The organism is Rhodopseudomonas sp. P2A-2r, assembly GCF_026015985.1.
GTDB lineage: Bacteria > Pseudomonadota > Alphaproteobacteria > Rhizobiales > Xanthobacteraceae > Tardiphaga.
Window position 1 is genome coordinate 6350002 of record NZ_CP110389.1, and the last position, 16441, is coordinate 6366442.

Annotated in this window: 14 protein-coding genes and 2 pseudogenes; 2 read left to right on the forward strand and 14 right to left on the reverse strand. The window is 59.5% G+C overall.

Translation table 11 applies throughout. The features are described from left to right. Positions 1-17 precede the first annotated feature (17 nt). Positions 18-2240: a DUF1565 domain-containing protein gene (locus ONR75_RS30505; protein WP_265080540.1), complete on the reverse strand. Its 2223-nt coding sequence runs from the start codon at positions 2238-2240 to the stop codon at positions 18-20. Between the two features lie 595 nt (positions 2241-2835). Between ONR75_RS30505 and ONR75_RS30510 the strand changes: the two genes are divergently transcribed. Continuing rightward, positions 2836-3909 (forward strand): linear amide C-N hydrolase, encoded by a 1074-nt coding sequence (locus ONR75_RS30510; protein ID WP_265083855.1) that lies wholly within the window; start codon positions 2836-2838, stop codon positions 3907-3909. Here ONR75_RS30510 and ONR75_RS30515 read toward each other — a convergent pair. Together ONR75_RS30515 and ONR75_RS30520 are read right to left on the reverse strand one after the other, a co-directional pair. Next, a complete protein-coding gene (locus ONR75_RS30515) occupies positions 3825-4430 on the reverse strand; it encodes a tannase/feruloyl esterase family alpha/beta hydrolase (protein ID WP_265080541.1) in 606 nt (201 codons plus the stop codon). The genes ONR75_RS30510 and ONR75_RS30515 overlap by 85 nt on opposite strands. 23 nt (positions 4431-4453) lie before the next feature. Next, complete coding sequence (locus tag ONR75_RS30520; protein ID WP_265083926.1) at positions 4454-4699, reverse strand: hypothetical protein; 246 nt, start codon at positions 4697-4699, stop codon at positions 4454-4456. A 111-nt stretch (positions 4700-4810) separates the two neighbouring features. Here ONR75_RS30520 and ONR75_RS30525 point away from each other — a divergent pair. Next, positions 4811-5229, forward strand: a pseudogene (locus ONR75_RS30525) (hydantoinase/oxoprolinase family protein). A 101-nt stretch (positions 5230-5330) separates the two neighbouring features. Here ONR75_RS30525 and ONR75_RS30530 read toward each other — a convergent pair. The 11 genes and pseudogenes from ONR75_RS30530 to ONR75_RS30585 all read right to left on the reverse strand — a co-directional run bounded on the left by ONR75_RS30530 (position 5331) and on the right by ONR75_RS30585 (position 16440). Next, positions 5331-5774 (reverse strand): BLUF domain-containing protein, encoded by a 444-nt coding sequence (locus tag ONR75_RS30530; RefSeq protein ID WP_265080542.1) that lies wholly within the window; start codon positions 5772-5774, stop codon positions 5331-5333. Next, positions 5705-7164, reverse strand: a pseudogene (locus ONR75_RS32975) (putative bifunctional diguanylate cyclase/phosphodiesterase). Before ONR75_RS32975 ends, ONR75_RS30530 begins: the two are co-directional and overlap by 70 nt. A 441-nt stretch (positions 7165-7605) precedes the next feature. Next, positions 7606-7983 (reverse strand): response regulator, encoded by a 378-nt coding sequence (locus tag ONR75_RS30545; protein ID WP_265080545.1) that lies wholly within the window; start codon positions 7981-7983, stop codon positions 7606-7608. Continuing rightward, positions 7961-10726, reverse strand: a complete 2766-nt coding sequence (locus ONR75_RS30550; RefSeq protein ID WP_265080546.1) for a diguanylate cyclase domain-containing protein — start codon at positions 10724-10726, stop codon at positions 7961-7963. The genes ONR75_RS30545 and ONR75_RS30550 overlap by 23 nt, the downstream gene beginning before the upstream one ends. Continuing rightward, complete coding sequence (locus ONR75_RS30555; protein ID WP_265080547.1) at positions 10723-11337, reverse strand: biliverdin-producing heme oxygenase; 615 nt, start codon at positions 11335-11337, stop codon at positions 10723-10725. Before ONR75_RS30555 ends, ONR75_RS30550 begins: the two co-directional genes overlap by 4 nt. A gap of 8 nt (positions 11338-11345) precedes the next feature. Then, the gene (locus ONR75_RS30560; RefSeq protein ID WP_265080548.1) at positions 11346-12557 is read right to left on the reverse strand and encodes a methyl-accepting chemotaxis protein; all 1212 of its coding nucleotides are present in this window, start codon (positions 12555-12557) and stop codon (positions 11346-11348) included. Continuing rightward, positions 12554-13051 (reverse strand): hypothetical protein, encoded by a 498-nt coding sequence (locus tag ONR75_RS30565; protein WP_265080549.1) that lies wholly within the window; start codon positions 13049-13051, stop codon positions 12554-12556. The genes ONR75_RS30560 and ONR75_RS30565 overlap by 4 nt, the downstream gene beginning before the upstream one ends. A 10-nt stretch (positions 13052-13061) precedes the next feature. Beyond that, complete coding sequence (locus ONR75_RS30570) at positions 13062-13433, reverse strand: response regulator (RefSeq protein WP_265080550.1); 372 nt, start codon at positions 13431-13433, stop codon at positions 13062-13064. Between the two features lie 3 nt (positions 13434-13436). Next, on the reverse strand, positions 13437-13727 hold the full coding sequence (locus tag ONR75_RS30575; protein ID WP_265080551.1) for a hypothetical protein: 291 nt from the start codon (positions 13725-13727) through the stop codon (positions 13437-13439). Next, positions 13724-16027 carry a chemotaxis protein CheA gene (locus ONR75_RS30580; RefSeq protein WP_265080552.1) on the reverse strand — a complete coding sequence of 768 codons (2304 nt, stop codon included), beginning with the start codon at positions 16025-16027 and terminating at the stop codon, positions 13724-13726. The genes ONR75_RS30575 and ONR75_RS30580 overlap by 4 nt, the downstream gene beginning before the upstream one ends. After that, complete coding sequence (locus ONR75_RS30585) at positions 16024-16440, reverse strand: response regulator (protein ID WP_265083856.1); 417 nt, start codon at positions 16438-16440, stop codon at positions 16024-16026. Before ONR75_RS30585 ends, ONR75_RS30580 begins: the two co-directional genes overlap by 4 nt. Position 16441: the final 1 nt, after the last annotated feature.

Consider the following 16441-nt stretch of genomic DNA (forward strand, 5'->3'; position numbering starts at 1 on the left):
GCACGGCGTTGCCGCCTCTATTTGCTCTCGGATGGCGTCCGGCTGTAGACCGTTTTGGCCGGATAGGTCGAGTTCGTGATCGTCAGCGTACTACCATCGAGATTATAGATGCTGGCGCCGTCGCGCGCCTTGTTCTTGACGAATGCCGACTTGTTGACGCCGACGACTGTCGCCTCCAATTGCGAGGCCCGGCTGATCTCATAGATGGCGCCGCCCTGATGGCGCGCGCTATTGGCCGTAAACCGGGCTTGCTCATAGCTCACATGCGAGCCGTAATCCTCGTAGGTTGCGCCGCCATCCTGCGATGCCTGATTGCCGGTGAACGAGCACTTCTGACATGTGATGACGACGCCCTCGCGGTTGACGTTGGCGCCGCCATAGACGGCCCGATTGCCTTTGAAGGCGGTTTCGGAGATCGTGAGATTGGCCTTGCCGTAGGCATAAATCGCTCCGCCTTCGAGTGCTTCGTTGTGCTCGAAGCGGCAATTGTGCAGCGTCATCTTGAATCCGATCGCGGCCTCGCGCGGCAGAAATTTCTTGCCGGCGTGATAGGCAAGCAACCCGCCGCCCTTGCCGTTGTAAGTCCGGCCGACCGCGCGACCGTCACGCAGCGTCAATCCGTCGAGCAGCGCGTCATCGGCGCCATAGAGGACGTGCGCATATCGATAGCCGTCTTTGACGGCCTTCGCGCTCAGAATTGTCCGCGCGCCAGCGGCGTGACGCTGCTCCAGGGTAGTTTCAGTGCCGGCAAACCCGCCGTATAGCTTCACGCCATCATAGAGAATGAAGGCCGCGATACGGCCGTCCTTCTTGGCAGGCCCGTACGTGCCGGCCTTGATCCAAACCGCCGCCTTCGAGGCCGAGGCGAGGTCGATGGCCGCCCGTAAGTCGGTGAACCCGGTTGCCCAGGAAAGTCCGTCCTGTGCCTTGGCCGGGTTGTTCGGGACGACGTAGATGACCGGCGCGGATACGGCCTTGGCGCTGACCGTCGGCCGGATGTACTCGTCCTGATATTCGACCGCGCCGCTGTTCCTTACGTAAATCTGGACGAGTTTCTCGACCAAGCCGTTCTTCAGCAGGAGCGCGCCGTCCAAGCCGGGCTGGTAACCGCGCGCATAAGCCGGCGCGGATTTAAGTGCAACGGGCTCCAACTCTCCCTTGAGGTTGCTGATGGCGATGAATTCGGCCAGCGGCAGCGTGCTTCCCGCAGGAGCGAGCGAGCCGACCTCCGACACAATGTCCTCATGCCAATTATAGACGTTATCGACAACGCTGCGGATGAGGATCGGATTGCTGTTCGCACCGGTCCCCTGATAAAGGCCCGGGCCCAACTCGCTGCTGGCCTTGTTGCCCACGATTGTCACGTTGACGAGCAATGGTGCTGAGCCGCCGTCGTTGCCGATGCCGCCGGCGCTCACGGCCGAGTTGCCTGTGAACAGCGAGTTGAAGACAAGCGGCGACGCGGCAAAGTCGTTGTAAAGGCCGCCGCCTTTGTCGTTGCTGCGGTTGCCGATGAAGCGGCAGTTGATGAAGCGCGGCATAGCGCCGAGATCGTTGCTTACGCCGCCGCCGCGCAGCTCGGCTACATTGTCGATGAAATCGACATTGATGAAGGCGGCCTGGTCCGCGCCCGCCTTGTGCACATTGTAAACGGCGCCGCCCTTCGGCGAGTAGTTGTTCTTGAAGACGACGTTGCGCACGATGGGGCTGGTCATGAAGTTTCTCATGCCGCCGCCAACGACCATGTCGTTCTTGAGAATGTCGGCCGGCACGAGATGCATGCGGGGCTTGTCCGTCCCGTAAGCATCCGAGACCGTGAAGCCATCCAGAATGGCTCGGTCAGCGCCCATAATAATAGTCTTTGTGTTTTTCGTCTTGTCGCCCTTGCCGATATTGCCGCTGAGTATGGTTACGTTCTTTCGAAAATCCCTTTGCTGCCGCGCCGTTTCGTTGCCTGAAAAGCCCCCATAGACAGCGATGTCCTCCTTGAGGGTAAAAGACTTGTTCTGATCGGTCGCATCGGGAAAATACGTGCCGCGCGCCACCCAGATTTCGTCGTTCTTGGAGGCCGCTGATAGTGCATCCTGCAGGGATTGGAACGGGGCTTTCCAGGTGCGCCCGTCCCCCGCACTCTTACTTGCCTGATTCACGTACCAAATTTTTCCCGAATCGGCTTGCGAGACGCCCGAAGCCAAGGCGACGATTGCAGCCACAAAAAATGCTGTGAAAAGATACTTCATCTTCGTTCCCAATAGGTGATTGATCCGCGGCGCGTCGGCTGGCTCCGTAGGCGTTCCAGCGAGCGGCGAAACTATCGAGCAGAGCGCACTTCTATGATGAATCACAGTGCGCAGCTCTGCAAACATGCTCTCGACGTCAATCATTTGTGTTGATCTGAGTCAATGCTGCGCAATACGCCGGTGCTCGTGTTCGCGACCTTCGCTCCGATCTGGCTCTTTCTCACCTCTATGGGTTGGCTTGCCAGCCTGCGTTGCCATCAGCAACGAACCGTCCGTGCGGCGGTCTTTCTCCGCGGCTCGGCGGACCGTCCTTTATTGCGGCTGGCGTCGAGAATCGACCGATCGATTCCGATAGTCGCTGAAACCCGGCCGCTTCTGAATCGGCGATTTTCTCCTTTGAATCAGGAGCGTGAGTTTCTGACGGATCGGCAAGAGCCGGAGGCGCCAAGCGCTCTACGACCGCAGCCGCAATCGCCAGAGCGGATTGAAGGGCGCCGGGCCTCTGATCTAGATCAGCGCATAATCCGTTGCTGGGATCAGGGTCTTCTGGAAGCAATTCCACACGAGATGGTTGTTCCAACAGCTCCAGAAGGTGATGAGAATGAAAAGCTCTGCACTGTCGCGCATTCTAGCAACCACTCTGGCGGCGGTGATCGCCGCCGCACCTTCGCTGTCGCTCGCCTGTACGCGGCTGGTCTATCTCGGCGCCAAGAGGCAGGTCATCACTGCGCGCTCGATGGATTGGCGATTTGAGATGCCCACCAATCTCTGGATTTTCCCGAGAGGCATTGCGCGGAGCGGAGAGGTCGGGCCGAACTCTCTGCAATGGAAATCCAAATATGGCAGCGTGGTCGCTTCGGCTTATGAGGTTTCGACCTCGGACGGCATGAACGAGGCGGGACTTGTCGCCAACATCCTCTGGCTCACGGAATCCCAATATCCAAAGCTCGACTCCAGCAAGCCGGGCCTGTCCATCGCTGCCTGGGCGCAATATGTGCTCGACAATTTCGCGACAGTTCAGGAGGCGGTTGAGGTACTTGAGAACGATCCTTTTACGATTGTCACGGCCGACGTGCCCGGGCAGAAGTTGCTCGCCACGCTTCATCTGTCGATCTCGGATGCCACAGGTGACAGCGCGATCATCGAATACATCAACGGCAAACCGGTCATCCATCACGACCGGAAGTACCAGGTGATGACCAACTCCCCCATCTTCGAACAGCAATTGGCGTTGAATGAATACTGGAAGGAGATTGGCGGCACGGTGATGCTGCCGGGCACGAACCGCGCCGCAGATCGGTTCGCTCGGGCGGCTTTCTACGTCAAAGCAATCCCGAAGGACGAAAATCCCGACCGCGCCTTAGCGAGCGTCTTCAGCGTGATCCGCAACGTGTCTGTACCATTCGGCATTTCGACGCCGGACCAGCCCAATATTTCTTCGACCCGATGGCGCACCGTCGCCGACCATCAACGCAAGCTGTACTTCTTTGAATCGGTGCTGACACCGAATACATTCTGGGTCGATCTCAAGGCGATCGACTTCTCGCCTGAGAACGGAAAGGTGAAGAAGCTCGATCTGGGACCTCAACAGTCGCGCACCTTCTCCGGCGATGCGACGGCGAATTTCCAGGAGGCTGCGCCGTTCAAGTTCTTGGGGCTGCCGATGTGAGCACTGCCGCCATAGGCATGGCCGTCGTCGCTATTGGATGTCACATACCCAGTTTGCGCCGCGGCCACCGCCGTAAGTACGCGGACGTTCAGGGCAGTCACCGACTTGAAATCGGCCGAGCCGGCATACCCGCCTTGACCATAGGCCATGTAACGTTTGTTCCAGTTGGTCGCAGCCGGCAGCCACACGTTCAGGCTGATGCCCGCGGAGGACGACGGCGCATCGGCCGGACCAGGCCTGCCAGGGCCGATGATCAGTTTGACGAGACACACATCCTTCTGCGCCTTGGGGGCTGACAGCTTCTGGGCCTCGTCGAGGGCAATTGGATCGCCCGTCCTGAATTCCCTGGTCAGAATGACCGTGGTGTCGCCGCCGATATCCACGGACTTGAGATGATCGCAAGCGATCCTGTCATTTGCATTCTGAGCGGAAGCAGAAGTCGCCGCCGTGACAATGTTTGCAGCCGACAACAACAGCAGCAGAATCCTGCTGGTCGAGAACGTACGGTCAAAGCGCTGCATGATGGTCGATGCCCACTTCTGGTTCAGCCAAGGACCGGCAATACTTTGACGTCGTAGATGCTCGATGCCGCGACTACGCGGTCGAGCGGAAGCCGTGGGCGCAGTGCAGGCCGCCGGCGGCCAGTATCGCACCCCAAGGACTGCAGCGGCTTATTGTTTTCGGACATTGGCACGAGGTTCAGCAGGTCGCGGATCGGCGTCGCGCGATCAGCGTCATCGACGTCAGTCTCGTGCCAAGCGCAACCGAGTTGACCGGCGAATTTGTCCATTACGAGGTAAGTGCCTCGCTCGACATCGTCGGCGCTAATAGATGGGGCACGTATGGCAAGAGAGGAGCAGACTCCTGCACAATCAGTCACACACGGCGCGATTGTGTGCGCATGCTGGAATCCGGTCCGGCGGCGGGAGTGATCGGCGCGCAAGCCATCTGTTCACAGATGGGACTTAGTGACGCGATTGCCTTCGACTTGGGGGGACCACGGCGAAGGCCGGCGTGATCAGCAACGGTGAGTCGCTGGCTACTGGCTCGGCGCTGATCGGCGGCTACGAGAAGGCGTTGCCAATCCAGATTCCGATGATCGATATCTTCGAAGTTGACACGGGTGGCGGTTCGATCGCCCGTATCGGCGAAGGAAACTCGCTGCGGGTCCGACCACAAAGCGCCGGCTCGATGCCCGGACCTGCCTGCTATGGGCGTGGCGGCGACGAACCGACGGTGACGGACGCCAACCTGTTGCTTGGCCGCCTGGACGAGGCCAATTTTCTCGGCGGCGAAATGACGCTCGACAAGAAGGCTTAACAACAAAGCCCCGCTCGCTCTCCAAGGGGCCTTCTGCGACCGCGCGACTACTCTAGGCCGGCAGTGTCAATGCCGAAGATGGCTATGCCGCCGCCCTTCGTTCAGGCGGCACGCGCTTCCTCTTCAAGCGCAATCATATAGATGACTTCGAAAATCCGCTCTCCCTCAAGCCGCTTCGCCTCGAATCCGGTTTCTTGCCCCATGCGACCGAATAGATCCTGACCTTCTCGCGAGCGTCCGACATATCCCATCGACCATGACGGAAATCTGCGACCCGACGCCTGCGCGAATTCCAGCACCTGCAAATCGCCGTGGCGACGATCGCGCTGGATACGTTCGAACGTGGCTTCGACGTCGCGACGATCCCCCTCCAGCACCTGCGCAAAGATCCCGGTATTAAATATGAGCGCACCCGTGATGGCGACGCGCGCATTATTTGACTGCGAAGACAAAAGAATTCCCGCGATCTCTTCGGCTATTTCCGCGAAATTTCCCCTGATGCGACTCTTGCTGACGTAGACGAGGCGGTAAAGCTCGATCGACATTTGTTGGCCCCTCTCGAAATTTCAAAATCCGGCGCATTCGATGTTCGCTTGATGACGATACTTGGCTGGGCCAACGAGTGGTTGCCGTGCGCTCGGAGGAACTCCGATATCATGTTTGGAGGAAGAGGTTTGCTGATGAGGTACCCCTGGACGTCGGTGCAACCGGCGGCGAGGATTAGGGCCATCTGCTCCTCGGTTTCAACGCCCTCCGCGACCGTCGTCATTCCCAGACTTCGGCCGAGTGCCGCTATCGCACGCACAATCGCCATGGCGGCCCGATCATCGAGGCCCGCGCGGACGAAAGATTGATCGATCTTGATTTTGTCGAAGGGGAAGCTGCGCAGAGAGCTTAGGGATGAATAGCCGGTTCCGAAATCATCCATCGACACCCGTACGCCAAGTTCGCGAACCCGGCGCAAGACCTGTAGCGCGGATTTGTCGTCTGCAAAGAGTACGCTCTCCGTGATTTCCAGCTCCAGCCGTCGCGGCTCCAGGCCACTTTCGGCGAGAGCAGACACGACCGTGGCGGCAAGATGATTGCCGCTGAGCTGAACCGCCGAAACGTTGACTGAAATGCCGAGGGGCTCTGCCCAACTGGCAGCTTCGCGGCATGCAGTCCGCATCACCCATTCACCGATGGGGCCGATGAGACCGGTTTCTTCGGATAGAGGTATGAATTCGGCTGGCGGCACTGCCCCCTGCTTGCGCTATTCCACCGGAGCAGCGCCTCGAAGCCAGTAATTTTCCTTGATTTCAGGTTATACTGGGGTTGATAGACCAGTGCGAATTCTCGCAGCGCAAGAGCGCGCCGCAAATCGATTTCGAGATTGCGGCCGGCTTGCATCTCGTCGTCCATCGCCGTCTCGAAGAAGCAGTATCTGCCCCGGCCTTTCTGCTTGGCGCTACAGAGCGCCAGTTCTGCGTATTTTAAGATTTCGCTCCCGTCAGCGATTGGGCTTTGTGCGATCCCAACGCTGGCGCCGATATTGATGAGATGGCCTTTCAGCAGATAGGATCGGCTCAACAGGTCGATGAGCCACTTTGCCAATTGCGCCGCGGCCTGAGGTTGAGGTTGTTTGCTTTGCACGACATAGAATTCGTCGCCATCACAACGCGCGGCGAAATCGTCGCGCCCCAGCGCGGATTCGATACGGTGCGCTACCATGCGTAACAGCGCATCGCCTATATCATGGCCCAACGCGTCATTGACGGCCTTGAACCGATCCAGGTCGATCGCCAGTACGGAGACAACTTGTCGGCCGCGCTCGGAGAAGGCTGCCGCCAACCGTTCCCGCAATATCAGACGGTTGCCGATCAGCATCAGCATATCGGAGCGAGCCTCCGCATGCTCCTTGTCGGCCCCCTTATCCGCAATGTCTTCGACTGTCATAAGGGCGCCTTGTGAGAGCGTGGTACGCTGAACGAGGCGCGCACCAAAACTGACAATTCAGCTTCGATCTTCCATTCAGTTCAACAAGTTTGATTTCAATATCTTCAGCAAGAACCATCGCATCCGCACCGTCATGAATATTGGCGTCACAGTGTAGCCACGCCGGCGTTACGACGATATGAAGAACCACGACGACATTGCTCGCATCGCATGAACGCGAATTGAGACAATATAAGCAACGACGCTACCGATCAGTCCAAGCGTATTGCATTTCGCCCTTGATTGCCCAACCCAAGGAGATTTCGGCGAGCATTCGATGCATACCAGCGTGGCCCACGTGCCAACAGCGGCTGCCCGTACATCAGATGCTATGGAGCAGCCCTTGACTACGGCCTCTGGGAGATCGGCGATTTGATGCCAATGGCCGAATTGGCAGGTGAACTAGACCGCGCGTTGAAGAATCGACGACACGGCGTTCAGCAGCTCCTGCTTTTCAAAGGGCTTCAGCAATACCTGGTCGGCCCCGAAATCCTGCTCGGGCAGCCTCTCCCTCGATCCGCAACCATTAGGATCTCCACCGGTGATGGCCAGGAAGCGCGTTCCCGGCGACCGTGCCCGACCCTCGCGGATGACATCGGTCCCGTTCGAAACGGGCATCCAGATATCTGTGATCACGAGGTCAAAGGGCGTATCTGTGAGCAGCTTCAATCCCTGCTCTCCATCCAGCGCGCTGGTGACGTTGTGACCTTGCCCCTCCAGAACGATTTTGAGCGACAACAACACCGCCGGAACGTCTTCAACTACCAATACCGCCGCCATTTTTCATTTCTCCGTTGTTTCCCGGTATTAAGATTGTCACCGTCGTCCCGCAACCGGGCTCGCTGGCGAGCACAACCGAGGCACCGATATCGCGGACGAGGCCGTAGACGAGGGAGAGCCCAAGCCCTGTCCCCTGCCCAACGGGCTTCGTGGTGAAGAACGGTTCGAAGGCGCGATCCAACGTTGCCTTATCCATGCCGCAGCCACTGTCGATCACACATAACCGCATGAAGCTGTTTGACAGAGCCAAATCCGCTTCCCCGTGTTCGCGAACGTCCTCTTCCAGAGCGATCGTCAATTCACCCTGACCGTTCATCGCCGCCGCTGCATTGATAGCGAGATTTAGGAGTATCTGGACGAACGTGGTGCGGTCGATCTTGACCAGGGGCAGACGCCCCTCGATTCGGATCGAGATAACAACGTCGGTCGGGACGGCTTGCCGCACGATCGGGAGGCTATCGTGCAAGAGTACGAGCGGATCATGGATTTCGCCGTTTGACACCGTCGGTCTGGAAAACGCCAGCATATCTCCAATGATCTGCCGCGCCTTCATGTTGCAGTCGAGCACGATGTCGAGATGCTGCTTGCCCTCGCCGATGACCAGGTCCTTGTCGATGACATCCTGGGCCAGAAGCGTGACCGGCTGGAGCATGTTGTTGATTTCGTGGGCGACCCCGCCCATCGTTCGACCGAGTGTTTCCATTTTCTGCCTCTGAGCTTCGGCCCTTTGCTTGGCCCCAATCATGACGATCGCTTCCCGCATTGCATCGTTTGCCGCACTGGCGGGATCAATCATATTCGATTGATCCACAACTGAGATGCCGATGCCGGATGCCAGGTGAAACAAACGTCCGCAGAGTTCATAGGGCACCGCAATCGCACGCCGAATCTCTTCACCGAGTTCAGCTGCCGCTGCTGGTTGCAGACCGCGGCAGAGCACGACAAATTCGGCGCCCCCTAGCCGCGCCGCAAAGTTTCCCGGACCTGCGGCGACGACCAGGCGCTGCGCCATTTCGATCAGCAGTTCGTCCCCTGCCGCGTACCCCATAGTTTCGTTGATGTCCTTTGTCTCGTCGAGACTGAGGAACAGCAAAGTGACAACCGTCCCAGTCTCTCTTTCGGCCTCCGCTAGGCGCTTCTGTAGCAGCGTTCGATTGGGCAGCCCGGTCAGCGGATCGTGGTGGCGGAGTTCGAAAAGCTCGACTTTGGTGCGCTTGGCCACCTCCACCATGACTATGCTCCCCAGGTCGCGTGCGAGGGCTAGATCAGCCTCCACCCACGGCACGGAATGACCCGTCATGATCTCCTTCCATGCCGCGAACGAGGCACGCGGGGAGATTCGCTCGGTGACAGGGTCGATAGCGGCATGCTCGGCCGGGTTGCCGCCCCAGACAATCGTATGCGCCAGTTCAGGCCGGAACCACAGGATCGCGTCACCAGCACTGCCGGCGAGTGGCAGCAGCAGCGCGCCGCTACCTTGACTGGCGCAGCCGGCGAGATCGGGATAGGTTAAGGTCAAGTCGTCTACCGCCAACGCCCCGCCGCCAGCTTTCGGCAGCAGCAGCGCAAGGGCACGTTCCGCCTCGGGCTGCGATGGCGTGTCCCCGATGAAAAAGACTTTCCCGGAAAGCCGCAACATCGCCCCAGCCGCATCCACCAGACCCAGGAGCTCCTGCCTTGCCGTGGCAAAGGCGTCCGACAACGAAACGGCGGCAGCGAGTCGATCGGCCAATGCACGCAAGATTGACGTTCGCCCAAGCCGCGTGGCCAGCATCTCCGCCTCGCTCAGACTACCGAGCAGCAGCGATAGGAACTGCCCCATCAAGTCGGCGACCACCCGCAATTCAGGCTCGACGATCCGCGGCGTTGTGTGATGGCACGCCATCATGCCCCAGAGATGCTCGCCGTCTGTAAGCGCGATCGTCAGACTTGCCGCCGTGTTCATATTACGCATATATTCGCGGTGTATCGGCGAGACGCTACGTAGCGCACTATGGGTGAGGTCGAGCGGATCGCAGTCATCCGACTCGGGATCCGTGAGCAGCAAAATCGGCCGATAGCTGGAATCGGCGACCGAGCCGACGCGCTGGCGCAACAATTGCCGCCTGGCCTGCGATGGGATGTCCGCCGCAGGATACCACTGACCCAGATATGGCTTGAGTCCCGCCACACAGGCCTCTGCAATTATTTCTCCATGCCCGTGCGGGCTGAAGCGATACACCATAACCCGATCATAACCGGCGATGGTGGCCAATCCGCGAACCGCGAGTTCGCATAGCTCGCTACAGGTGGCTGCACTCTCCAATGTCCCGAGCACCGACTGCAACATGCTGACAACCAGTCCGCGCGGCCTGTCGGGCTGCATCGGCTCGATGTCAACGCAGAGATGGCGGCCGGATCGATAGGAGCGCAGTTGGAGAAGTCCGCCAGCCGGCCCGGGAAGAAGAAAGATCCGCTGGCGCGGCTCAACCCGACCGGCCGGCGCGACAACCTGCAGAACGTCGGCCGCCCCTTCGCCGATCACATGGTGCAGCGGCTGCCCAAGCGCCGCTTCGGCGGGACAGCCCAAAATCGCCGACAGATTGGCGCTGGCATGGGTCACCAGCCCGCTATCGATCAGCGTCGCGAGCAGCGCGCCGTGCGGCTGAATAGCGCCGGGGATATGAATCGGCTCTTGCTCGCATCGCGACATATCAAGGGCGAGCGTAGCGAGCCGGGCGTGTGGCTGCTGTCCAACGTTCACGGTTGGCCGACTTTCAAGGCGCAAAACGGCGCAAACCAGACCATCATGGCCCGAAAGGTTCGCTGCGCGCCGTCTACTACCTCGACACAATGTTCCGGCTCCATGTATCCAAACTCATCCAACGCCAATCGAAATTCTTGCCACGCCGGACCAACCGCGCCGCCCCGTCCACCGAAGAACTGCGTCGTTCCGGCAATCGCGGCGCCAATCCGCGGCTCGATGTCACGCAAGATCATCCGCCCGCCGAGTGCAGCTCCTTCGATGACGTAAAGTGCGCCGATCGCGTGCGCAAAGGTCGGCAGATCGGGCACCAGTGCCGGCGAAGCCCGCGGCAGTTCGCGCGGATCAACGCCCAGACCAACAAGATCATCAACCAGGGCGCAGGAGTGGTGGCGCGGGGGCGTCAAGAGGCCGAGTGAATCCCAGCCGGCGAACTTCGCCAGCGAGTGCTCGAGCGGATCGTAAAATCCGAGGAAACGGCCGAGCCAGTCCTGATAGTCGCCGCGGTTGCAAATGGCGCCAGGCAGCCGAAGCAGGACCTCGATCTCTCGATGCAGAGGCGCGGTCCGTTGCCGCAGCTGCGCCGAAAGCGGTATGAATGGGTCCTGCATTCGCGGCCTCACGAGAGAGCCTTATTTTCCGCGGCCAGCTGCGAGGCAGGCCCCATGCCCGTGCCGATATCCTCAAGCTTACTCTTCAACGCATTCATATGGCCATCGACCGAATTCGCCGTCTCCAGCACGATTTCCGACAACATCCCGCTATTGGAAGCGATCTGAGCCGCCTCGCGGATTTCGCGCGACAGCGTGAACACCGCGTCCCGCATGCTTTCCAGGTTTGTGGAGACCCGCGTGGCCACGCTCTCCTGCTCGATAAGGGCCTTTCCAATTGAACCGCTGGCCGCATCGACGTTCGCAATTGTTCCCACCAGAGCTTGCAGTGACTTCACACTCTCGGCGACCATGCCGGTCATCTCGGCGATCTTCTGACCGATCGTATGTGTTGCCTCTGCGGTCTGGTGCGCAAGTTGTTTCACCTCATTGGCCACTACAGCGAAACCCTTGCCAGCCTCGCCGGCGCGCGCCGCTTCGATACTCGCGTTGAGAGCCAGCATCCTGGTCTGCCGGGCGATAACGTCGATCATCTTGGTGACATCGGACACCGATCGCGAAAGCGTCGCCATGGTTTCGACGCAGCCCCTTGTGATCTCCGCCTGGTCGGAGGCTTCCCTAACAATTGCAATCGAGCGCTTAACTTCTGAGCCGATGAACCGGATAGAACCGCTGAGTTCGCTGCCGAATGCATTCAGTTGCTCGATGCCGCTTTCAGCATCAACCGCACGCGACATAGCGCCCTTAAACTGATCCTTCGCCTGAGTCGATGCGATGGCCATCTCGTTTGCCATCTCGCGCATTTGGTGATTGTCGGCGAGCACAGTATTCACGGAGGTGTCGACCTGGTCGACAATTGCCGAGCCGAACAATCGCATTGCGGTCTGCATATCCTGCGCGGTACCCGAGTGAACGCCTACGAGCACCCGTGAATGAGTGCCCGGGCGAGGCTCGTCTACTGTCAGTTCTTCGGCGGCGGCTTCCATCGCGCGGACAGGAAGTCGCGGCGGATCGACTTCGATAGTGGGGGGCCGGTAACGTCTTATCGCCGCTAACAGCGAAATTCCGGTGACCACCGCGCCAAGCATCCGCGCCAAAAAGGGCGTATCGGGCGTTATCATGATGGCAACGCCGCACGCGACGCTGGCAAGCATCGGCACGAGCACGATCCGTGGCGTACGGACGCTAACAAAGGTCGATGCCGGGAGGGCAATGGTCATCCGGCGGACTCTTCTCGGCTGCTGCCCCTGGCGCCGTTTCGTCCCGCAGCGAAAGAAAATTGGCGAACGGCGTTATTGTGTACCTCGCGCTGCTCTTCTGAGACATATAGCGCCGCCAAATCGTTTAGCGACAGCCGTGCGTCGGACGACATATCAACGACGGCCATGCGTTCGAGGGCCGTTACCACGCAGTCGACGGTTTGGCACGTGAAGTCATTGCGCTGGGCCTGCGCAAAGGCGAGACTTTCGAGCGACCGATTTATTTTGGCTTCCGCCGCGATCGCGGCTTTGCATTCCTCGTATAGATTGGAATCAGAATCACTACAGCGCTTCGAAAATTCGAGGACCAGACCTGACAACAGTGAAAGCACGTCGGATGTTTGCCATAGCAGTTCGACCGTCGCGCCGATATCGATGCGACCGCGAAGCTCAGAGACTTGCGCCGCGAGCACGGCGCAAACGAGCTTATCGCTGGCTTTGGTATCGAATTGCATGGCCATTTCCTCAACTCGACGGCAGAAGCTGCTTTAGCGCGGTGAGCAACTCGTTGGGCTCAGTGGGCTTGGTGAGCCACGCCGAAGCGCCCGCCGCACGCGCCTCGTCCCGCTTCTGTCCGCCGGATTCGGTGGTCAGCACGATGATCGGAGTGAACCGGGTCGATGCCGACTTCCTGGCCTCCTTGATAAAAGTAATGCCATCCATCTGCGGCATGTTGATATCCGTAAGAATGACGCTCGGCTTAAGGCCACCGGCAAGCTTGGCCATGCCTTCCTTGCCATTGCTCGCAGTCTCGACTTCATAGCCGGCGCTTTTCAGGATACGCGACAGGCTCATGACCATCGTGGCCGAGTCGTCAAGAATAAGGATCGCTGGCATGACTTAATTTTCCAATTCAAATACGGGCTCGGCTTCAACAACCTGCACTGAAGGCATTTCAATTGAATGAAGGATCGGCTCAAGCCAGCGGGCGATCTCCGGGTTTGCGGGCGGGCCTTTCATCGGCAACCGCGCAATTAGTACCATTTGAAAGCAAGCCGCGTGCAGATGGCTACACCCGCACCAGTCGATCAGATCCGCTCCGGTCTGGAGATGCTGCAACAGGGCCTCAGCGTCCTCGACGGCACAGACGCCTTCGAGAAATATCGTATCGCCAGCGCGCCGGACGGTCATTGGATCAACTCCTTGAGATCGAGCACGAGCAACACGCGGCCGTCACCGAGCAAGGCAGTCCCGGCATATCCCGCAATCTTCGCGAGCATGCCTTCAAGCGGCTTCAGGATGACTTCCATTCCTTCACCGAAGGCCGATATCCCAAGTCCGATCGTTTGCCCGTTGACGCGGACCACTAGTACGGCGATCTCCTCGCCCGCGGCCGGTTCGCCTGGTAGATCGAGAAGCTGAGTTAATCGAACAAGCGGAACCACCCGATCGCGCAGAACAAAAGCCTCGCATTCCTTGATACGAACGATATCGCTGCGAAGAACTTTCACGATCCCCTCGATCAAATCCATCGGAACGCCGAACAGGTTGTTGCCCAAGGCTACGGTCATCACCCGGCTTACGGCCATGCTGAGTGGCAGGTCGATCCGGACCGTCGTGCCGGCGCCCTTGACGCTGGTCATCGCGATGCGGCCACCGGCCTTCTCGACAGCGTTGCGTACCACGTCCATACCGACGCCTCTGCCGGAAACGTCGGAGATGGTCTCAGCCGTCGAAAAACCCGCGGCGAACACCAGCATCGTGGCCTCGTCGTCGGTGATGGTGGCAAGACGCATCTCGTCGATCAGCCCGCGTTCGTAGGCCTTGCGCTTTATTGCATCCGGATCGATACCGCGTCCGTCGTCGACGACTTCGATCACCACCTGGTCGCCATCGCGCCGCGCCAGTAGCTTTACTCTCGCGGTACTCGGCTTGCCGAAGGCCAACCGTTTTTCGGGCGATTCGACTCCATGGTCGAGGCTGTTGCGGACCATGTGCAGCAGCGGGTCGAACAGGCTCTCGATGACGTTCTTGTCGGCCTCGGTATCTTCGCCTTCGATGACAAGATCGACCTGCTTGCCTAGTTTGCGTGCCAGGTCGCGCACCAGTCGCGGAAACCGCTGAAATACCTGACCAACAGGCATCATGCGGATAGCCATCACGGCACCCTGCAGCTCCTGCGCAATGCGGTCAATGACGCCGTACTGATCCTTGATCTCGTGGCTGAGTTCGCGCGAGCCAAATTGCTGTTCGGCCCGCCGCGCGAGGAATGGCAGGCTGTTCTTTGCAACCACAAGCTCGCCGATCAGGTTCATCAGCGCATCGACCTTCTGCTGATCTACACGCAGCGTCTTTGGTCCTGCTCGTTCGGTTGTGTCGCCTGGTCCGGACTGGACTGCTTGTCCTGACATAGCCTGTTCTGGGACATTGTTCGCCGAATCGACCCCGGGTCGAAGCAGATCAGCGATCGCATTGCGCAGCGGCGCGGTCCATCCTGCGCCGAGCGACTCGGCTTGCGCCGTTTCGAGTATCGCAGCGTCTTCGGAATACCCGGCGAAGCACAATGCGTTTGCGGCAACTCGAGCCGCGGAAGAGACCCGCCCTGCAAACTCTTCCAGCGGCGCATCAAACTCGAGCAGATCAATCTGCTCCCGCAGCAGCGCCTCGACCACGGCAGGCAAGACGATCCCGGATGCGACCTCGCTCAGCGAATCGGCCAACGCCGAAGCGGTAATCTCGGTGATCGTCACCTGATCAGGAACGCATCGGAAGAGCGTCTCCAATTCCGGACGGTCTGCCGTTGACAAGGCATGGAAGCCCAGATTGCAGCTGAACGGATTGAGATCGTAGAGCGCCGGCCAGGGCAGTCGCTCTTCGATGCCGAGCGCCTGCAATTGCGGAATCTGCATTGCCAAATGGAGAGGGTCTTCGCCTTTGAAGAAGCAGCCTTCCTCGGGCAGGTAGGAGACTAGGCTAATCGACTCTTCGCGAGCCGCTATTGCAGCATTCGCGATCATTTCTTTCCCAAACCAACGGCCGAGCGAGACGGCCGGACTGGAAGCGTTTGCTTTGGGAGCAAAGGGGTTAACGAGCGCTTCGATCGGCCCTTTGTTGAAACTCCCACGCAGCTCGGCGACCAGCTCCCTTGCGATCGGCGCCGCATCGCCCGGAAGTGCCTCGTGGCGATCGAGATGCTCGATCCATCGTCCTACCTGATCCAGGGTCTTTAGCGTGAGATCGGCCATTTCCGGCGTCAGCAGAAGCGAATGCTCTCGTACCGCCTGGAAAATGTCCTCTCCCGCGTGCAGAAGCTGGGTAAGGGGTTGAACGTCGAACAGGCCCGACGATCCCTTGAGCGTATGAACCGAGCGAAACAGGCGATTGATGGCCTCCTGATTGTCAGGGGCGCGCTCGAGCGCCAGCAGGTCCTCACCGGCCTCCTGCAGCAAATCGCGTGCCTCGGCGACGAATTGGGCGAGCAGCTCGTTCATGCGACGCTCCTTCCGAGCAGGGCGGCGACATAAAGTGCAAGCTGATCCCGTGAGACCGGCTTGACCAGATAGGCATTGGCGCCCGCCTTGAGCGCGGTTCGATGATCCTCCGCGCAGGCTTCGCTCGTAGTCATGAGCGCCGGCATCGCATGCGTGATCGGTTCCCGCCGCAGCGCATGCAGGAAGGTGTAGCCGTCCATCATTGGCATGTTGACGTCAACGATACAGAGATCGAACGGTGTCTGAAGCGCCTTCTCTAAGCCCTCAATGCCGTTGATTGCCTCTTCCACGCGGTAACCTTCGCGTTCAAGGATCTGCCGATAGTAGAGCCGGACGACGGTTGCGTCATCGACGACGAGAATCTGTGGAGACGAATCTTCTGGAACCGGCTCCGCCGACGTTACCAAGTGCATG

What these genes read in the sequence shown, in the direction of transcription:
- ONR75_RS30565 (WP_265080549.1), bottom strand. Translation starts at nt 13,051, where the DNA reads ATGCAATTCGATACCAAAGCCAGCGATAAGCTCGTTTGCGCCGTGCTC.
- ONR75_RS30560 (WP_265080548.1), bottom strand. Translation starts at nt 12,557, where the DNA reads ATGACCATTGCCCTCCCGGCATCGACCTTTGTTAGCGTCCGTACGCCA.
- ONR75_RS30505 (WP_265080540.1), bottom strand. Translation starts at nt 2,240, where the DNA reads ATGAAGTATCTTTTCACAGCATTTTTTGTGGCTGCAATCGTCGCCTTG.
- ONR75_RS30545 (WP_265080545.1), bottom strand. Translation starts at nt 7,983, where the DNA reads ATGGCGGCGGTATTGGTAGTTGAAGACGTTCCGGCGGTGTTGTTGTCG.
- ONR75_RS30520 (WP_265083926.1), bottom strand. Translation starts at nt 4,699, where the DNA reads ATGGACAAATTCGCCGGTCAACTCGGTTGCGCTTGGCACGAGACTGAC.
- ONR75_RS30530 (WP_265080542.1), bottom strand. Translation starts at nt 5,774, where the DNA reads ATGTCGATCGAGCTTTACCGCCTCGTCTACGTCAGCAAGAGTCGCATC.
- ONR75_RS30515 (WP_265080541.1), bottom strand. Translation starts at nt 4,430, where the DNA reads ATGCAGCGCTTTGACCGTACGTTCTCGACCAGCAGGATTCTGCTGCTG.
- ONR75_RS30510 (WP_265083855.1), top strand. Translation starts at nt 2,836, where the DNA reads ATGAGAATGAAAAGCTCTGCACTGTCGCGCATTCTAGCAACCACTCTG.
- ONR75_RS30585 (WP_265083856.1), bottom strand. Translation starts at nt 16,440, where the DNA reads ATGCACTTGGTAACGTCGGCGGAGCCGGTTCCAGAAGATTCGTCTCCA.
- ONR75_RS30555 (WP_265080547.1), bottom strand. Translation starts at nt 11,337, where the DNA reads ATGCAGGACCCATTCATACCGCTTTCGGCGCAGCTGCGGCAACGGACC.
- ONR75_RS30570 (WP_265080550.1), bottom strand. Translation starts at nt 13,433, where the DNA reads ATGCCAGCGATCCTTATTCTTGACGACTCGGCCACGATGGTCATGAGC.
- ONR75_RS30575 (WP_265080551.1), bottom strand. Translation starts at nt 13,727, where the DNA reads ATGACCGTCCGGCGCGCTGGCGATACGATATTTCTCGAAGGCGTCTGT.
- ONR75_RS30580 (WP_265080552.1), bottom strand. Translation starts at nt 16,027, where the DNA reads ATGAACGAGCTGCTCGCCCAATTCGTCGCCGAGGCACGCGATTTGCTG.